At 45.7% G+C, this 16,980-nt stretch carries 14 protein-coding genes; 11 read left to right on the top strand and 3 right to left on the bottom strand.

The window, feature by feature from the left end:
* Nucleotides 1-11: 11 nt before the first annotated feature.
* Nucleotides 12-734, top strand: coding sequence for a hypothetical protein (locus C8322_RS00360; RefSeq protein ID WP_008305805.1), 723 nt, complete (start codon nucleotides 12-14; stop codon nucleotides 732-734).
* Between the two features lie 135 nt (nucleotides 735-869).
* Nucleotides 870-1,427: a hypothetical protein gene (locus tag C8322_RS00355; RefSeq protein WP_004813826.1), complete on the top strand. Its 558-nt coding sequence runs from the start codon at nucleotides 870-872 to the stop codon at nucleotides 1,425-1,427.
* A 77-nt stretch (nucleotides 1,428-1,504) separates the two neighbouring features.
* Here the strand turns inward: C8322_RS00355 and C8322_RS00350 are convergent, their stop codons facing one another.
* Nucleotides 1,505-2,425 (bottom strand): response regulator, encoded by a 921-nt coding sequence (locus C8322_RS00350; protein WP_008305806.1) that lies wholly within the window; start codon nucleotides 2,423-2,425, stop codon nucleotides 1,505-1,507.
* 13 nt (nucleotides 2,426-2,438) lie between these two features.
* Nucleotides 2,439-5,894: an ATP-binding protein gene (locus C8322_RS00345; RefSeq protein ID WP_111810246.1), complete on the bottom strand. Its 3,456-nt coding sequence runs from the start codon at nucleotides 5,892-5,894 to the stop codon at nucleotides 2,439-2,441.
* Nucleotides 5,895-6,098: 204 nt separating this feature from the next.
* Between C8322_RS00345 and urtA the strand changes: the two genes are divergently transcribed.
* From urtA to C8322_RS00300, 9 genes are all read left to right on the top strand, one after another.
* Entirely contained in the window at nucleotides 6,099-7,337 is a 1,239-nt protein-coding gene (gene urtA, locus C8322_RS00340; protein WP_004813834.1) for an urea ABC transporter substrate-binding protein, read from the top strand.
* 82 nt (nucleotides 7,338-7,419) lie between these two features.
* On the top strand, nucleotides 7,420-8,340 hold the full coding sequence (gene urtB, locus C8322_RS00335) for an urea ABC transporter permease subunit UrtB (protein ID WP_000365952.1): 921 nt from the start codon (nucleotides 7,420-7,422) through the stop codon (nucleotides 8,338-8,340).
* 18 nt (nucleotides 8,341-8,358) lie between these two features.
* Nucleotides 8,359-9,522: an urea ABC transporter permease subunit UrtC gene (gene urtC, locus C8322_RS00330; RefSeq protein WP_004813838.1), complete on the top strand. Its 1,164-nt coding sequence runs from the start codon at nucleotides 8,359-8,361 to the stop codon at nucleotides 9,520-9,522.
* The gene (gene urtD, locus C8322_RS00325; protein ID WP_111810245.1) at nucleotides 9,519-10,277 is read left to right on the top strand and encodes an urea ABC transporter ATP-binding protein UrtD; all 759 of its coding nucleotides are present in this window, start codon (nucleotides 9,519-9,521) and stop codon (nucleotides 10,275-10,277) included. The genes urtC and urtD overlap by 4 nt, the downstream gene beginning before the upstream one ends.
* Before the next feature lie 10 nt (nucleotides 10,278-10,287).
* Nucleotides 10,288-10,986 carry an urea ABC transporter ATP-binding subunit UrtE gene (gene urtE, locus C8322_RS00320; protein WP_004756673.1) on the top strand — a complete coding sequence of 233 codons (699 nt, stop codon included), beginning with the start codon at nucleotides 10,288-10,290 and terminating at the stop codon, nucleotides 10,984-10,986.
* A gap of 242 nt (nucleotides 10,987-11,228) precedes the next feature.
* Nucleotides 11,229-12,272 (top strand): aliphatic amidase, encoded by a 1,044-nt coding sequence (locus C8322_RS00315; RefSeq protein WP_111810244.1) that lies wholly within the window; start codon nucleotides 11,229-11,231, stop codon nucleotides 12,270-12,272.
* A gap of 26 nt (nucleotides 12,273-12,298) precedes the next feature.
* Nucleotides 12,299-13,423: an AAA family ATPase gene (locus C8322_RS00310; protein ID WP_111810243.1), complete on the top strand. Its 1,125-nt coding sequence runs from the start codon at nucleotides 12,299-12,301 to the stop codon at nucleotides 13,421-13,423.
* A gap of 31 nt (nucleotides 13,424-13,454) precedes the next feature.
* Nucleotides 13,455-14,633 carry a formamidase gene (gene fmdA / locus C8322_RS00305; RefSeq protein ID WP_064095102.1) on the top strand — a complete coding sequence of 393 codons (1,179 nt, stop codon included), beginning with the start codon at nucleotides 13,455-13,457 and terminating at the stop codon, nucleotides 14,631-14,633.
* Nucleotides 14,634-14,742: 109 nt separating this feature from the next.
* The gene (locus C8322_RS00300) at nucleotides 14,743-15,039 is read left to right on the top strand and encodes an FmdB family zinc ribbon protein (RefSeq protein ID WP_004813845.1); all 297 of its coding nucleotides are present in this window, start codon (nucleotides 14,743-14,745) and stop codon (nucleotides 15,037-15,039) included.
* 60 nt (nucleotides 15,040-15,099) lie between these two features.
* Here the strand turns inward: C8322_RS00300 and parE are convergent, their stop codons facing one another.
* Nucleotides 15,100-16,980 carry a DNA topoisomerase IV subunit B gene (parE, locus tag C8322_RS00295; protein ID WP_004813846.1) on the bottom strand — a complete coding sequence of 627 codons (1,881 nt, stop codon included), beginning with the start codon at nucleotides 16,978-16,980 and terminating at the stop codon, nucleotides 15,100-15,102.

Below are 16,980 nucleotides of genomic sequence, written 5' to 3'. Positions count from 1 at the left end.
CTGAGCAAACCATGTATAAATCTTTAGCTGCTATCGCCCTGACTGCTTTGAGTCCTCTTTGTTTTTCAGATACCCCCTTTCAACAGGAATTACGGGCTGGCTGTGCCAAAGTCAAAAGCTATGCAGCCACTGGCAAGCAATTCTATGATCAGAAACAGTATGCTCAGGCCGTTGAACAGTTTGAACAACAGGCAGCATGGTCAAGCTTTTGCAGTATGAATGTAGAAGATGGGGGCATTGCTTTTACCGAGCACGCAATTAGTACTGCGTTTAATAATGTTGGTCTGAGTTATGCCAAACTAGGCAAACCGCAATGGGCACGTGCCTGGTTTTCTGTCTATCCTGACGCTAAAAACAGCCAGTTCAACTTGAAACAGCTTCCTGCCCCAAGGCAAAGTTCTCACCTGTCTGGAAAATATGTACGTTACGCGGGTTTTGGGCAATGGAATACTATTGAAGTGAAACGTACTGCAAAGTCCTATGCAATAGAATTTAATGGCTTATATATGGGAATTCGCAGTCTGATTTATGGACCGAATATCGGTGAATTCCAGACCACCATGCCATTTAAGAAAACTCAAACCAGCTATCGTGCAGATGACTGTAAAATTGATTTGGATTTTAAATTTGATTCAAAAGTTGGGCAGCAGCTTCATGTAAAAGAAACTAACATCATGAGTTGTGGTTTTGGTCATAATGTGTCGGCGAGTGGAGTTTATTTAAAGGTGGAATAGCGCTTTTGAGCTTAGACATTCAGAGTGATTTTATACTTTAATTAAACTATTGAACCTTCAGAATAAGCTATATCTTGCCGAATTATTTTTTGTTATATACTCAAATAACTAAGAATAATTTTAAGAGCTAAAAAATTGGATTCCAACTTACTCGCATTAGGTAGTTTTATTACTAGCTTAGGCACATTGATTGTTGCTGTATTTGCACTTCATTCTTGGAAAAAACAGTTTAATAAAAGCCTACAACGAGATTTTGTTTTAGATGCGCTAGATACTATACATGCAGTCTCTGCATTGAATTTTAAAATCGTTGATAAATTCAATGCAGAGACAGAAAAAGATAATAATTTTCTACTTATGTCAGAATATTATTTGAATCCAATACCTGCTAACTATCCAAATTTACTAGAGTCATTAGGACATAGTATGATTAATTTAGACAAGGTTTTAAATCGTTTAAGCAAAATCCAAAATGATGAATATTTTGATACGCTTTCAGAAAAATACATTGAAATTATATCTGAAATTTACATGTTTTTTGAGTCTGATGAACTAATCGGATTTGATCATCCTGATATAATCAAAATCAGTGAAAAAGGTTGGACTACATCATGGTTAGATAAAGCCTTTGATAAAAAGCGAGTACTAGCATTTCAGATCGAAGAGTATTTATTAAAATTATTAAAAATCTAAAGAAAATTCCCTCTCCTTCTAGGAGAGGGTTAGGGTGAGGTCAAAAATCCTCCAAACATTCTTCTACTAAAGGAAAACTAAGCCACTGCCTGATTCTGACAAGCTGACATGACATGCAATACCGCAGCCGTCCGTGTTTCTACATAGAGCTTTTCAAAGACATGCTCAAGATGCTTGTTCACCGTCCGCGGGCTGAGTTGCAGGATCTCGGCAATATCCCGGTTGGTCTTCCCCATCGTGACCCAATGCATCACTTCTGCTTCACGCGGCGTCAGGTTTGGACAGGCCTGCGCGATTTCCTCTGCGCTCGGCATTTGGGTCTGCTCTTTCAACTGTACCAAAACATGTTTAGAGATATGGCCTGCATACAGTTTGGTGAGCAGGTTAAGTTGTAACTGCTGATGGCCATGACCATACTGACCATGCAGTAAGTGTGCTTGATCTGGCTGCTTGAGCAAGTCCTGTAGCCACTGATTTAAACTGGACTGAAAATGCTGTACATCCACCTGATGATTTTTCAGTAATTCACTGACGATTGGGGTCTGCCAGATAATTTCACCTTCCAGATTCAGCGATAGAATCGCACTGCCGGTTGCATCCAGCATTTGTCGCTGCTGATGCATTAAACGAGCCTGTAACAAATGGGTTTTTACTCGTGCCCGAACTTCATCAATATTTAAAGGCTTGGTTACGTAATCTACCCCACCTGCCTGAAAGCCTTTAAGAATGTGCTCGGTTTCAGTCAGACCCGTCATAAAAATCACCGGGATATGTTCAGTCACTGGACTGGCTTTAAGCTGAGTGCAGGTTTCAAAACCATCCATCTCCGGCATACTGCCATCAAGCAGGATCATGTCAGGCTGAATACGATGCGCAATTTCAATTGCATCAAATCCATTGGTCGCTACAAGTACCTGATAGCCAGCCTGATCCAGGCTCTCATGCAACAGACTTAGATTTTCAGGTATATCATCCACAATCAAAATACTTTCCAACATGTCCACCTTACCCCTACTTCAGCACATCTGCATGCTCATGAAGTCGCTGAATTGCTCTTTTAAAATCAAATTGTTTTAAATCCTGCTCAATCTGATGCCATATATCGTTATATTGTTCAAAGTGCTGACCACAATCATGCAGTACATCTTTTGCCCCCCGGATAAAACCAATACTTAAATGCTGTTCCAGCTGAATGACCACCTCTGCCACGCTCAACAATGGAATGGATGGGTTCAATTCATTTCTGCTTTCAACCACAACCGTGGAGATCTGTACTTTCTGGTCAGAAGGCTGTTCTTGTTCTGGCTGCTGCTCATGCTGATGAAGCCAGCTTAAGCCCAGCTTATCGCCAATCTTGTTTAATAATAAATTGAGATCGACCGGTTTTACTAAAAAGTCTTCATTCAATACATCCGTTTCCGGATTAATCATCCGCTCATTGGCATCTGCAGAAATAATAATAATCGGGACATTGGTGATTTTATTCTGGCGCAGCAATTTCGCCGTTTCCCAGCCGCCCAGTAAAGGCATACTTAAATCCATCAAAATCAGATCAGGATTAAATTCTGGAACCTGACGCAAACAGGCTAAACCTGATTCTGCCTCTTCTAAAATAAAACCTAAGGGTTTAAGAAAATTCAGAACCAGGCCACGGTCGGTCGCTTCATTGTCAACCACCAGTATTTTACGGCGTTCTCCGGTATAACCGGTTACAGTATTAGAGGCAACGTCAGCGATCGGATGGATCAGGGATTTAGAAGGCAAATACAGTTTTATTTTAAACACTGAACCCTGTTTTAATTGGCTGCTCAGGGTCAGCTCGCCACCAAGAATATCAACCAGAAGTTTTACGATCGGCAGCCCTAAACCCGTGCCGGCAAAACTGCCCTGTACCACATTACGACCACGCTCAAAAGGCTGGAATATCCGCTCAACATCCGACTCAGCAATCCCACAACCGGTATCCTGAATTTCAAAATAAGCAGTTTGAAAACGGTAATCGACCTTAAATTTGACTCCCCCCTCCAGGGTAAATTTCAAAGCATTACCCAGCAAATTAATCAGTATCTGTTCCAGACGTTTTTTATCAATACGGACATACTGTGGAATCTTGCTACTGATCTCCACATCAAAGTTCAGCTGCTTTTGGGCAAACTGTGGCTCGAATATATGCACGATCTGTTTAAGAAATTTTGGCAGGTCGATATTGGAATTTTCCAAAGAAATCTTGCCAGTTTCAATCCGTGCCAAATCCAGCAGACCATCAATCAGAGAAGTCAGATGCTGACCGCTACGGCTAATCACGCCAAGGGCAGACTCGCCCTGTTCAGACAGTTTTTCCTGTTTCTGCAGTAGCTGGCTATAACCGAGAATACTGTTCAACGGCGTGCGTAATTCATGACTGATACCAATTACATAACGGCTTTTGGCTTCATTGGCTTTTTCTGCCTGAATGCGGGCATCCTGTAACTGGCGATCGGTAATTTTATGCGCTTCAATCTCATCCATCAGCAGTTGGGTCTGGGTATTGCTTTCCAATTGCGCCTGACGTCGACTTTCATCATTCAGCACTAACCACCAGGCGGCTACACACAGTAGCAGGAACAGTACGGCATAGATTTTGACGAACAGCATTGTCAGCGCATCCTGCTGCTGTGACAAAGCGCCCAGGCTGGCAGACTCCTGTAAATAAATCAGGCTCAGACTGACTGCCAGCACCACGCCCAAGACAAAAATCAGCAGGATATACAGACTTAAACGGGTATTAATATGTTGTACCCAGTATTTCGGCAGGAACCAGGCCGCAAAAACTCTGAGCTGTGAAGACCAGCGTGCATGCGGCTTACACAGGTCATGACAACGTGCTTCAAGCGTGCAGCACAGAGAACAGATCTGACTGCTATAGGCTGGACAACTGGCCATGTCTGCAGTTTCATAATCATGCTCACAGACTACACAGGTTTGGGTTTCGAGCAGCTCCAACTCAGGCTTTTCTTGACGTGCCAAGTAATATTTACCTTTGGTAAACCAAGCAATTAGCGGTACACATAACATCGCCGTACCCAATGCAATAAAACCGGCCAAGGATCGGGCAATCTCTCCAAAAACGCCCCAGTAACACAGCATGGATAAGACCGATGCAATGATCAGGCTACCGACTCCAACCGGATTAATGTCATATAAATAAGCTCGTCGAAATTCAATTCCTTTGGGACTCAGTCCCAGTGGTTTACAGATCACCAGATCCGCAACAATGGCACCGATCCAGGCAAGGGCCACATTACTATATAAGCCAAGCACACGCTCCACCGCATGGATTACCCCAAGTTCCATCAACAGCAAAGCGATAAAGATATTGAATACCAGCCAGACTACGCGCCCTGGATGGCTATGCGTCAGACGCGCAAAAAAGTTCGACCAGGCCAATGACCCTGCATAGGCATTGGTAACATTAATCTTGATCTGAGCGACGCAGACAAATAGAACAGTCAGAAATAAAGCGATCCCGGGATGATTGACCACCTGTTGGTAAGCAATCCAGTACAGATAATTGGGGTTACTCAGTTCGGAATCAGCAACCAGATACTGCATTGCGAGTGCCATGAGCAGCATACCCATGAATATCTTGATAAATCCGCCTAGAATCCAGGCCGGTCCACCTAAAAAGACTGCCCAATTCCATTTACGCTGAATATGTTTTTTATCGGGTAAAAACCGCAGATAATCCGCCTGTTCTCCGATCTGGGTGATCAGGGCAAAGAGCACCGTGCAGGATGCACCAAAAAAAGACAGGTTAAAGGCAGCGCTCTGACTTTTTGCGCCCTCAATCAATGCAAGATTGCTGATCAAATCAGGTTGCTTCACCAACACAAAGCACCATGGTAATAAAAGCAGGAATAACCAGAGTGGTTGGGTGATGGCCTGCACCTTATTGATGAAGCCAATACCTTTGACCACCAATGGCAAAATCACCAGTGCTGAAATCAGGTAGCCAATACTCAGGGGTATCCCTAAGCCTAGCTCCAATGCCAGCGCCATGATGGCGGCTTCAAAGGCGAGAAAGATAAAGGTGAAACTGGCATAAATGACCGAGGTAATGGAGGAGCCAATATAGCCAAATCCGGCACCACGGGTCAGTAAATCAATATCGACATTATAACGGGCAGCATAATAACCAATCGGCCAGCTGGTCAGGAAAATGATAATCGCCACAACCACCAGGGCCCAGAAAGCATTACCGAAACCGTATTGCCAGAGCATGGTGGCTCCAAGTGCCTCCATTGCCAGGAAACTGACGGCCGCAAGCGCCGTATTGGTCACTGTCCATAGTGACCATTTCCGGACGGATTTAGGCGCATAGCGCAGGGCATAATCCTCAATACTTTCATCGACCACCCAGGTATTGTATTTACGCCGGGTATGAATGACGCGCTGCGGTGCCTGACTGGTATTCGCTGTTGGGTCCATACAGATCAAATAAAGCTAAATATCTGCTCTTAAAAGCAATAACTATGCCCAGTCTATCAGTATCTAAAAATAATCCGACTGAATGCTATATACGTAAAGTGACGTATATGCTCATTTTTTAACTCCCCTTAGGCTTAGTTCCATACCAAGCGCAAACCAATCACTAAGCGCATCAGCACATCTAATTCTATAGGGGAACCCGACATGAGCTTGAAATCAAAAGTAAAGACATCTGGATTACTGGCAGGTTTACTTGCTGTTCCATTCCTGCTGGCACCCGCACTGACCAATGCCAGCGTTCCTGCAACAGCAAAGGTCAATACCACCAAACTTAAAGTCGATGACAAGTTTGTGTATGTAGGGCAGCTACATTCAGCAACCGGTACCATGGCAATTTCTGAAACCGGTTCGATTCAGGCAGAACGTCTGGCCATTGAACAGATCAATAAACAGGGCGGTGTTCTCGGTCGACAGATCAAAATTATTCAGGAAGATGGTGCTTCTGACTGGCCAACCTTTGCAGAAAAAGCACGTAAACTGTCTGAAAAAGACCGTGTTGCTGCAATTTTCGGCTGCTGGACTTCAGCCTCTCGTAAAGCCGTACTGCCGATTATTGAACGCAACAACTCTCTACTTTATTACCCAACCTTCTATGAAGGCTTAGAACAATCTAAAAACGTGATCTACACCGGTCAGGAAGCAACTCAACAGGTACTTGAAGCACTGAACTGGCTGGCAAAAGAGAAAAAAGCCAAAACCTTCTATCTGATTGGTTCTGATTACATCTGGCCACGTACCACCATGAAAATTGCCCGTACCCACATCGAAAAAGTACTGAAAGGTAAAGTGGTTGGTGAAGAATACTATCCATTGGGCCATACACAATTCGGCTCCCTCATCAACAAAACCAAACTGCGTAAACCAGATGCCATCTTTGCAGCAGTTGTGGGCGGTTCGAACGTATCCTTCTACAAACAAATGAAAGCTGCGGGCGTAACAGGCGACAAACAGACACTGCTTACCCTTTCAGTGACTGAAGATGAATTGCTGGGGATTGGCGGCGAAAACATGAAGGGCTTCTACTCTTCAATGAAATATTTCCAAAGCCTGAATAACCCCAATAATGCTGCATTCGTAAAAGCCTTTAAAGCGAAATATGGCCCTAAAGCGGTGGTAGGTGACGTAACACAAGCAGCCTACCTTGGTCCATGGTTATGGAAAGCCGCAGTTGAAAAAGCCGGTAGCTTCGATGTCGCGAAAGTGACTGCCGCATCTAAAGGCCTAGAAATGAAAACTGCACCTGAAGGCTATGTAAAAATTGACCCGAACCACCATTTATGGAGCAAATCACGTATTGGTCAAGTGCAACCAAATGGTCAGTTCAAAGTTGTTTACGAGTCTAAAGGTCTAATCAAACCAAACCCATTCCCTAAAGGTTACTGAGTTAACAGCCACATGATCAGGGGAAGCCATTCTCCTGATCTTTTTATTCCACACAATTTTTTAAAGCTTGGAGGATGATGCGATGGATCTATCATTTGCAGAATTCGGTGCAATATTTGCCATGCAAGGCTTTAATGGTCTCTCTGTGTTCTGTGTGCTGTTATTGATGGCGCTCGGCCTTGCAATTATCTTTGGGCAAATGGGCGTAATTAACATGGCACATGGTGAGTTTCTGACCATTGGTGCATATACGACATTTTTCATTTCCACACTGACTGAAAGTTTTTTCCCTCAACTCCTACCTTACTATTTCCTGATTGCAATCATTGCAGCCTTCCTCACAGCAGGCATTATCGGTTACATGGTGGAACGGCTCATGATCAGCCGGCTCTATCAACGGCCACTCGATACACTTCTTGCAACATGGGGCTTGAGCCTCATCATGCAGCAGTTGTTTCGTTCTATCTTCGGCCCTAAGGAAGTCAGCCCGACTCTACCTGACTGGTTAATGGGTTCTTATCAACCGACGGAAGCCATCGATATTCCAATCAACGGTTTATTCCTGGTGGGCGTCACCCTCTGTGTTACTGCATTTGTCTACTTTCTGATTTACCGTTCACGCTGGGGTTTACAGCTTCGTGCAACCAACCAGAACCGCTTTATGAGTGGTGCTGTCGGGATCAATACCAAACGTGTTGACAGCTTAACCTTTGCCTTGGGTTGTGGGCTTGCAGGTATTGCCGGTGCAGCTTTCACAACCATCGGTTCTACTGGTCCTACAGCCGGTTCGCTGTATATCGTCGATACATTCTTAGTCGTGGTCTTCGGCGGCGCTGCAAGCTTGCTTGGCACCGTTGCCTCCGCATTCAGTATCGCGCAAGCACAATCTATTCTGGAATTCTTCCTTTCTGGTTCTGTCGCTAAAGTCCTCACACTGGCTACAGTCATTATTATCCTGATGCTGCGTCCTCAGGGTCTCTTCTCAATCAAAGTACGTAAATAGGGATTCAGGAGAGATATTATGAAGAATCTAATGAATGCCTTTTTAGGCGGTAAAGAAGGTGCGATTGGTCTGGTGATTCTTGCCGTACTGATCCTGCTGGTCATGCCAATGTTTCTGGATATTTTCCGTCTGAATCTGATGGGTAAATATCTGACTTTTGCTTTTGTCGCAATCGGCCTGGTTCTGTGTTGGGGACACGGGGGTATCTTAAGTTTAGGTCAAGGGATTTTCTTTGGCATTGGCGGCTACTGCATGGCCATGTTCCTGAAACTTGAAGCTTCAGATATGCAATCTACAGCAGCGCAAACCACGCCAGGAATTCCAGACTTTATGGACTGGAACCAGATCACCAGCTTGCCAGGCTTCTGGGAACCTTTCCATAGCTTCGGGTTTACTTTGTTTGCCATCATCATCATTCCAATCTTGCTTGCCTTCATCATCGGTTTCGCGATGTTTACCCGTCGTGTCGGTGATGTGTACTTCTCGATCATCATGCAAGCGATTGTAGCGATCCTGACCATTCTGATTATTGGTCAACAAGGTTTCACTGGCGGCATTAACGGGATTACAGACCTGAAAACCCTGCATGGCTGGGATATCCGTACCGATGAAGCCAAATATGTCCTGTACTACATCAATGCCCTGCTACTCATTGCAGTGATCATGATCAGCCGTTTTGTCCTCAGTTCTAAACTCGGTCGTCTGCTTTCTGCGATGCGTGACAAAGAAGAACGTGTACGTTTCTCTGGCTATGACGTGGCCATGTATAAAGTATTCATTTTCTGTTTCGCAGCTGTGGTGTCATCTATTGGTGGTGCGATGTTTACCCTGCAAGTTGGCTTCATGTCACCAACGATTATCGGCATCGTACCTTCGATTGAAATGGTCATTCTGGCTGCAGTCGGTGGTCGTCTTTCACTGATTGGGGCAGTGTATGGTGCTGTTCTGGTGAATCTGGGTAAAACTTACTTCTCTGAAGCCTTTCCTGAAGTATGGTTGTATTTCCTCGGTGCATTGTTCATCGGTGTGGTCATGTTCTTACCGAATGGCTTAGCGGGTCTGTATGAAAAATATGTTCGTCCATTGTTCCTGAAAAAGAAACCGATCGACAGCACTTCGCCACCGCCAAGTAGTGATCCGGATAAAACGATCGATCCAATTGTAGAAGGAGGCGTGAAATGAATAAAGTCGGCATAGAAATGAATAAACCGGTTCTCGTCATTGAAGATCTCACCGTGTCCTTCGACGGTTTCAAGGCAGTCAGTGATCTCAACTTCTATCTGGATAAAAACGAAGTCCATGTGGTGATCGGTCCCAATGGAGCCGGCAAAACCACAGTGCTGGATCTGATCTGCGGCAAGACCAAAGCAACTTCAGGCACGATCAAGTTTAATGATATTGAACTGACCAAACTGAAAGAGTTCGACATTGTCCGTAAAGGGGTTGGGCGTAAATTCCAGAACCCGAATATTTATGAAAATTTGTCGGTCTATGACAACCTGGAAATGTCCTTCCCGCGTGGCCGTAATGTCTTTGGTGCGCTGTTCTTCAGACGCACCAAAGATGTCGATGAGCGTATTCGTGAAGTTGCTGGCAAGATTTTCCTGACCGACCTGCTGGATACCTCCGCCGGTCTGCTCTCTCATGGCCAGAAGCAGTGGCTGGAAATTGGCATGTTACTCATGCAAGACCCAGAGCTGCTCATGCTGGATGAACCTGTCGCAGGGATGAGTGTCTCGGAGCGTGAGCAGACGGCGCAACTGTTGCGGGAGATTAGCAAAGGACGTTCTGTGCTAGTGATTGAACATGACATGGAATTTGTCAAAACCATTGCGGACAAAGTCACGGTACTGCACCAGGGCAAAATTCTGGCAGCAGGCAAAATGGACGATGTGCAAAATGATCCAAAAGTGATTGAAGTTTATCTGGGACACTAAGGAGGCCACTATGAGCGGATTATTAGAAATTAATGCTTTGTGTTCAGGATATAAACAAAGTCAGGTGATTCACGACCTGGAACTGAAGATCCAGCCGAAGGAAATTGTAGCGATCATGGGGCGTAACGGCATGGGTAAAACCACCCTGTTTAAAACCCTGATTGGTGATATTAAAAATACCAAAGGTGAAATCAAGCTGGATGGCAAGAATCTGGAAAAACTGGATCCTTACCAACGTGTAGAAAACGGTGTGGCTTATGTGCCACAAGGCCGGATGATTTTCTCCACCATGTCCGTACTGGAAAATATCCAGACCGGTTTACCGGCTTCTGCCCATGGCAAAGTACCGGATGACCTGTATGAGCTGTTTCCTGTGCTTTGGGATATGCGCAAACGTAAAGGCGGAAACTTATCGGGTGGGCAACAACAGCAATTAGCAATTGCCCGTGCCTTAGCGACTAATCCTAAAGTACTTCTGCTGGATGAACCGACGGAAGGGATTCAGCCTTCTATCATTAAGGACATTGCCAGAACACTGAAAGAGATTCGGGATCAGCGTGATCTGACCATTGTGGTCTCTGAACAGGTGCTGAGTTTCACCATGGCGATGGCCGATCGCTTCCTGGTGATCGATAAGGGCCGCTTTGCTTATGAAAATGTCCGTGAAAATGTCGATGAGACCACCATCAGTAAATATCTCTCTGTTTAATCTTCCTGGTTTAATCTGGCTGTAATTTTTCTCTACATCCCTCGATTCGTCGGGGGATTTTTAATTTCTATTTCACTTAATTAATCGGCAGCTGATTTTAATATTTTATTTGATTATTCACATTTAAAAATTCCTTCCAGTCTACGCACCCATATACGCAATTCAACGTATTTTGCTGTAACGCATTTCACGCGACACTCGAATCATAAAGTTGAATCAATAAAAGAGTTGGAGAAATTTGAATGCGTCACGGTGATATCTCAAGCAGCCCAGATACAGTAGGTGTAGCAGTTGTAAACTACAAAATTCCTCGTTTGCATACTAAAGCGGAAGTGCTTGAGAACGCAAAAAAAATTGCTGAGATGCTGAAAGGAATCAAACAGGGTATTCCAGGTATGGACCTGATTGTTTTTCCTGAATACAGCACCATGGGCATTATGTACGACCATGACGAGATGATGGCAACCGCTGCCACCATTCCAGGCGAGGAAACCGCAATTTTCTCGCAAGCCTGTATTGAAGCCAACGTCTGGGGCGTGTTCTCAATTACCGGTGAACAACATGAGGAACATCCAAACAAGGTGCCTTATAACACCTTGATCCTGATTAATAACAAGGGCGAAATCGTTCAGAAATACCGCAAGATTATCCCATGGTGCCCGATTGAAGGCTGGTGCCCAGGTGATACCACCTATGTGACTGAAGGACCGAAGGGCATCAAGATGTCACTGATCATCTGTGATGACGGTAACTATCCAGAAATCTGGCGTGACTGTGCCATGAAAGGCGCTGAACTGGTCGTGCGTTGCCAAGGCTATATGTACCCGGCTGCAGATCAGCAGATCAACATGGCGAAATGCATGGCATGGGCAAATAACGTTTACGTTGCTGTTGCCAACTGTACCGGTTTTGACGGCGTTTACACCTATTTCGGTCACTCAGCAGTAGTCGGCTTCGACGGTCGTACTTTAGGGGAATGTGGTACGGAAGAAAACGGCATCCAATACGCACAATTGTCACTGCATGAAATTCGTGATGCACGTAAATACGACCAGTCACAAAACCATTTATTTAAATTGCTGCACCGCGGCTATACCGGTGTCTATAACAATGGTGACGGCGATAAAGGCGTTGCAGATTGTCCATTCGACTTCTACAAGACCTGGGTTCTGGATGCTCAAAAAGCGCAAGAGAACGTGGAAAAAATTACCCGCTCTACCATCGGTGTTGCGGAATGCCCAATCGGCAATCTGCCACATGAAGGCTTAGAAAAAGAAGCATCTTAAGTTTGGTCTGAGAGGAGGTATTCGATATGACATTTGCCAGTGACCGCATCAGTGCCAATCAGGAAACCCTGGCGAAACAGCGTTATGAGATGCAGAGCAAAGAACGTATTGCATGTACCTCTCGCTTTAGCTTTGATCCTGAAAAAGTCATGCAGCATGTCCGTGGTCATATTATCGGGCAGCGCGTTGCCCTGGATGAAATCGAAAACATGCTCATAACCGTCAAGGCAGATTTTAATGCCCCTACCCGGCCGCTGGCAGTCACATTGATGCTAGGACCGACGGGTGTGGGGAAAACCGAAACGGTTCGGCTGATTGCGGAAGCGATTCATGGCAAGCCCGATGCATTCTGCCGGATCGACATGAATACACTGGCACAGGAACATTATGCTGCAGCCCTGACAGGTGCCCCTCCAGGCTACGTCGGCTCCAAGGAAGGCAATACCCTTTTTGATGAAGCTCATATTCAGGGCAGCTTTTCCAAGCCAGGTATTGTGCTGTTTGATGAAATTGAAAAAGCCAGTACCGAAGTCATTCGGGGCCTGCTGAATGTTCTGGAAACCGGAACCTTAAAGCTGACCGCGGGTACCAAAGTATTGGATTTCAAAAACTGCATGATCTTTATGACCAGTAACGTCGGCGCCAAAGATGCTCAGGCACGCTTAAGACAGCTGGCCAAGCTTCCCAAGCCTATTCAGAAACTGGCCCGACTGGCCAAACTGGATGACAGCCAGATTACCGAACGCGCCTTGTACAAGAAATTTGATCCTGAATTTTTGAATCGTATTGAACGTATTCTGCAGTATGAAGCGGTTGAAGCTGATTTCGCGCCAACACTGGTCAGTCTGGAAATCGAGAAACTGAATCAGCGACTCCGTAAGCAGAGCCGCACAGTTGAATTTACACCCGCTGCCACCCAGTTTCTGTCTACCGGACACGATGTTCGCTTCGGTGCACGAGGCTTGAGTCGCCGCTTTCGGGTTCTGGTTGAGCCACAACTCGCCAGGTTTTTTATTCAGCATCCAGAAGCCGGTCAAATCATCATTGATTATGACGGCAAAACGATCCAGGTTCAGTCAGTTCCTGTTGAAAGCGTGATCGAAGATCTGCTGTTCATCATGGATGACACGGGCAATAACATCAAAAACTAGCTTTATTCGACCTCAACACAGGGGATAAAACATGCAACATATTAAAATTAAACCGGGGGTTCCGCTGGCAGAACAGGCGGAAATTGGACATAACCGCTGGCATCCGGATTTGCCATTTCTGACTTCGGTAAAACCGGGTGAAGAAATCCTGATTGAAAGTCTGGATTTCCTGGATGCGCAGATTAAGGATACCGATGACATTTCTGATGTCAAAAATGTCGACCTGACCCGTGCCCATCCATTAACCGGACCTTTCTATGTAGAAGGTGCTGAACCAGGTGACTTGCTGGTAATTGACCTGCTCGACATTCAGCCAATTTCAGATGTCGGTTTCTCTGGCGTATTTGCCAAGGAAAATGGCGGTGGCTTCCTGGCTGACTATTTCCCTGAAGCTGACAAAGCCATCTGGGACTTAAAAGGCTTATTTGCGACTTCACGTCATATTCCGGGCGTGCGTATTGCCGGCTTAAAACACCCTGGCTTGATGGGAACTTTGCCATCGCATGATTTGCTAAAGGAATGGAATCGCCGTGAAGCTTTACTGGTTCCTAAAGGTCAGGCTAATCCGCCTGATCCACGTACTGCTGTTCTGCGTGGCGTAACAGGTGCTGAATTCGACCGTATGGCAGCTGAAGCGGCACGTACTGTTCCACCACGTGAACATGGCGGGAATACGGACATTAAAGACCTGGCAGCAGGTAGCCGTATTTACTTCCCTGTCTATCAGAAAGGTGCTGGCTTCTCGATGGGCGACCTGCACTTCTCTCAAGGAGATGGTGAAATCGGTTTCTGTGGCGCGATCGAAATGGACGGTGTTACCCGTGTCGGCTTCGACCTGATCAAAGGTGGTATGGAGAAATATAATATTGATTCTCCAATCTTTGTGCCAAGTAATGTCCGTCCGGCTTATGACCAGTGGCTGACCTTTGAAGGCATCAGCGTTGAAGATGGCGTAAACTATTATCTGGATGCCACTGTGGCATATCGTCAGGCGTGTTTAAAAGCAATCAAATACCTTGAAAACTTCGGCTTTACCGGTTCACAAGCATACATGTTACTGACTGCGGCACCAGTTGAAGGCCGTATTGGCGGTATCGTGGATATTCCAAATTGTGCATGTACCGTATCTCTGCCAACTTCAATTTTTGAACAGAATATCCTGCCTCAGGGTGCGCTGAACGATGATAAGTTCTGGGGGCATAAACGCTAGATTTTACGATTTATTATTGTTTTAGCTTCACAACGGGTAGTCATCCAACCTAAAGCCTTCGGCTACCCGTCTTTTTAATTTGAGGCCTTCATGCTACAGGAGTACAGAAATGCCGTTATATGATTTCCGCTGTGAGCATTGCGAGGGAATTTTTGAACAACGTGTTCCAATTGCCCGTATCTCGACCGATACGATTGAATGTAATTATTGCCAACAGCAGACTTTAGCTAAACCGATGATCACCGGTCATCAGCAAATTAATATGAAAAGCAAATGGCGTCCGGGTTCAGGTGCTGAACAACTTGCAGGGCCTCTGGTAGAAGGACCCGGTACCAATAAAAATAGCGCACGCAGCTCAGTTCTACATAATTGCCGCGGCGTTAACTGTTCTTTATGCGATGTCTAATCTTGATTCATAAAAAATCCCGCTCTGGCGGGATTTTTTTGATTGCTTAAATTCGATAGTTTAAACCACCAGATCTGCCAGATTACCTTTCTGTTCTAACCAGTCTTTACGGTCACTGGCACGTTTTTTCGCCAGTAATTTATCCAGTAAACCTGCCGTATGATGAGCATCATCTAAATCTAGTTGCACCAGACGGCGCGTATTTGGATCAAGTGTGGTTTCACGCAACTGGCTGGCATTCATCTCACCCAAACCTTTGAATCGAGTAATTTGCGGATTCTTGGTTTTGCATTTTTTCAGAATGCTATTTAGCTCGTCTTCATCCAGGGCGTAGTGCACGTCTTTGTTGTCATCAATCCGGAATAAAGGCGGCATTGCAACATATAGATGGCCTTCTTCGACCAGTGTCGGGAAATGTTTCACAAACAGTGCGCACAGCAAGGTCGCAATATGCAGACCATCCGAGTCGGCATCGGCTAGAATACAGATCTTGCCATAGCGCAGTTCAGACAGGTCATCCGAACCCGGATCAACCCCAATGGCAATCGCGATATTATGCACTTCCTGAGATGCTAGAACTTCATCAGAAGACACTTCCCAAGTATTTAAAATCTTACCTCGAATCGGCATGATGGCCTGGAAGTTCTTGTCACGCGCTTGCTTGGCTGAACCGCCTGCAGAATCCCCTTCTACAATAAACAGTTCTGACTGGTCCAGATCATGGCCAACACAATCCGACAGTTTTCCGGGTAGTGTTGGACCCGCGACGATTTTCTTACGTTCTACTTTTTTCGCTGCTTTGAGACGGCGACCGGCTTTGGAAATTGCCATCTCCGCCAGTTGCATGGCGATATCTGAATTCTGATTCAACCATAATGCAAAGGCATCTTTGGCAATATTCTGCACCACCCCGACCGCTTCACGACTCGACAGGCGTTCTTTGGTTTGACCTGAGAATTGCGGTTCCTGGAATTTCAGTGACAGGATATAGTTCACGCCGTCCCAGACATCTTCGGCAGACAGCTTCATGTTACGCGGCAACAGATTACGTAATTCACAGAATTCACGCATCGCATCGGTCACACCCGAACGCAGGCCGTTGACATGAGTACCGCCCTGCGCAGTTGGAATCAGGTTGACGTAGGATTCCTGGATGCTTTCGCCACCTTCAACATTCCAGCAAATGGCAAATTCAGCACTGGCACGTTCGGCATCACCCGTTGCAACAAAAGCGGGTGCTGGGATGATCTCACGATCTTCCAGCTCATCCATCAGATAGTCGACCAGACCATTTTCAAACTGCCAGGTGATCTTCTCGTCATTAATCTGATCGATATAATTGATCTCTAAACCCGCGGCCAGAACAGCTTTGGCTTTAAGATTATGTTTTAAGGCTTTCAGGGCAAATTTTGGTGAATCGAAGTATTTGGCTTCTGGCCAGAACTGCACCGTAGTCCCAGACGCGCGTTTGGGTGCCTTACCTGCCAGTACTTCAAGTGGTGCAACCGGTTCACCATTTTCAAAGGCCATTTTGTACAGGTTACCCTGACGCTGGACGGCCACTTCGACACGGGTCGACAGCGCATTGACCACTGAAATCCCGACACCATGCAGACCACCAGAGAACTGGTAATTATCGGTACTAAACTTGCCACCGGCATGCAGTTTAGTCAGGATGATTTCAATCCCGCTCTGACCATATTCCGGGTGAATATCCACCGGCATACCACGGCCATTGTCTTCGACTGATAACGAGCCATCTTTATAGACTGTCACGGTAATTTTGTTGGCATGTCCAGCCAGTGCCTCATCCACAGCATTGTCAATCACTTCCTGCGCCAGATGGTTTGGACGAGTGGTATCGGTATACATGCCCGGACGACGACGGACCGGGTCCAGACCAGACAGAACTTCAAGAGATTGAGCCGTATATTGAGACAC

The organism is Acinetobacter sp. SM1B (assembly GCF_003289665.1).
Taxonomy (GTDB): Bacteria; Pseudomonadota; Gammaproteobacteria; order Pseudomonadales; family Moraxellaceae; genus Acinetobacter; species Acinetobacter schindleri.
This window is presented reverse-complemented; position numbering and strand designations above follow the sequence as displayed.

Coding starts and splice junctions, on each gene's coding strand:
- C8322_RS00350 (WP_008305806.1), bottom strand. CDS start 2,425: ATGTTGGAAAGTATTTTGATTGTGGATGATATACCTGAAAATCTAAGT.
- urtA (WP_004813834.1), top strand. CDS start 6,099: ATGAGCTTGAAATCAAAAGTAAAGACATCTGGATTACTGGCAGGTTTA.
- urtC (WP_004813838.1), top strand. CDS start 8,359: ATGAAGAATCTAATGAATGCCTTTTTAGGCGGTAAAGAAGGTGCGATT.
- C8322_RS00300 (WP_004813845.1), top strand. CDS start 14,743: ATGCCGTTATATGATTTCCGCTGTGAGCATTGCGAGGGAATTTTTGAA.
- C8322_RS00345 (WP_111810246.1), bottom strand. CDS start 5,894: ATGGACCCAACAGCGAATACCAGTCAGGCACCGCAGCGCGTCATTCAT.
- C8322_RS00315 (WP_111810244.1), top strand. CDS start 11,229: ATGCGTCACGGTGATATCTCAAGCAGCCCAGATACAGTAGGTGTAGCA.
- urtB (WP_000365952.1), top strand. CDS start 7,420: ATGGATCTATCATTTGCAGAATTCGGTGCAATATTTGCCATGCAAGGC.
- urtE (WP_004756673.1), top strand. CDS start 10,288: ATGAGCGGATTATTAGAAATTAATGCTTTGTGTTCAGGATATAAACAA.
- fmdA (WP_064095102.1), top strand. CDS start 13,455: ATGCAACATATTAAAATTAAACCGGGGGTTCCGCTGGCAGAACAGGCG.
- C8322_RS00360 (WP_008305805.1), top strand. CDS start 12: ATGTATAAATCTTTAGCTGCTATCGCCCTGACTGCTTTGAGTCCTCTT.
- urtD (WP_111810245.1), top strand. CDS start 9,519: ATGAATAAAGTCGGCATAGAAATGAATAAACCGGTTCTCGTCATTGAA.
- C8322_RS00310 (WP_111810243.1), top strand. CDS start 12,299: ATGACATTTGCCAGTGACCGCATCAGTGCCAATCAGGAAACCCTGGCG.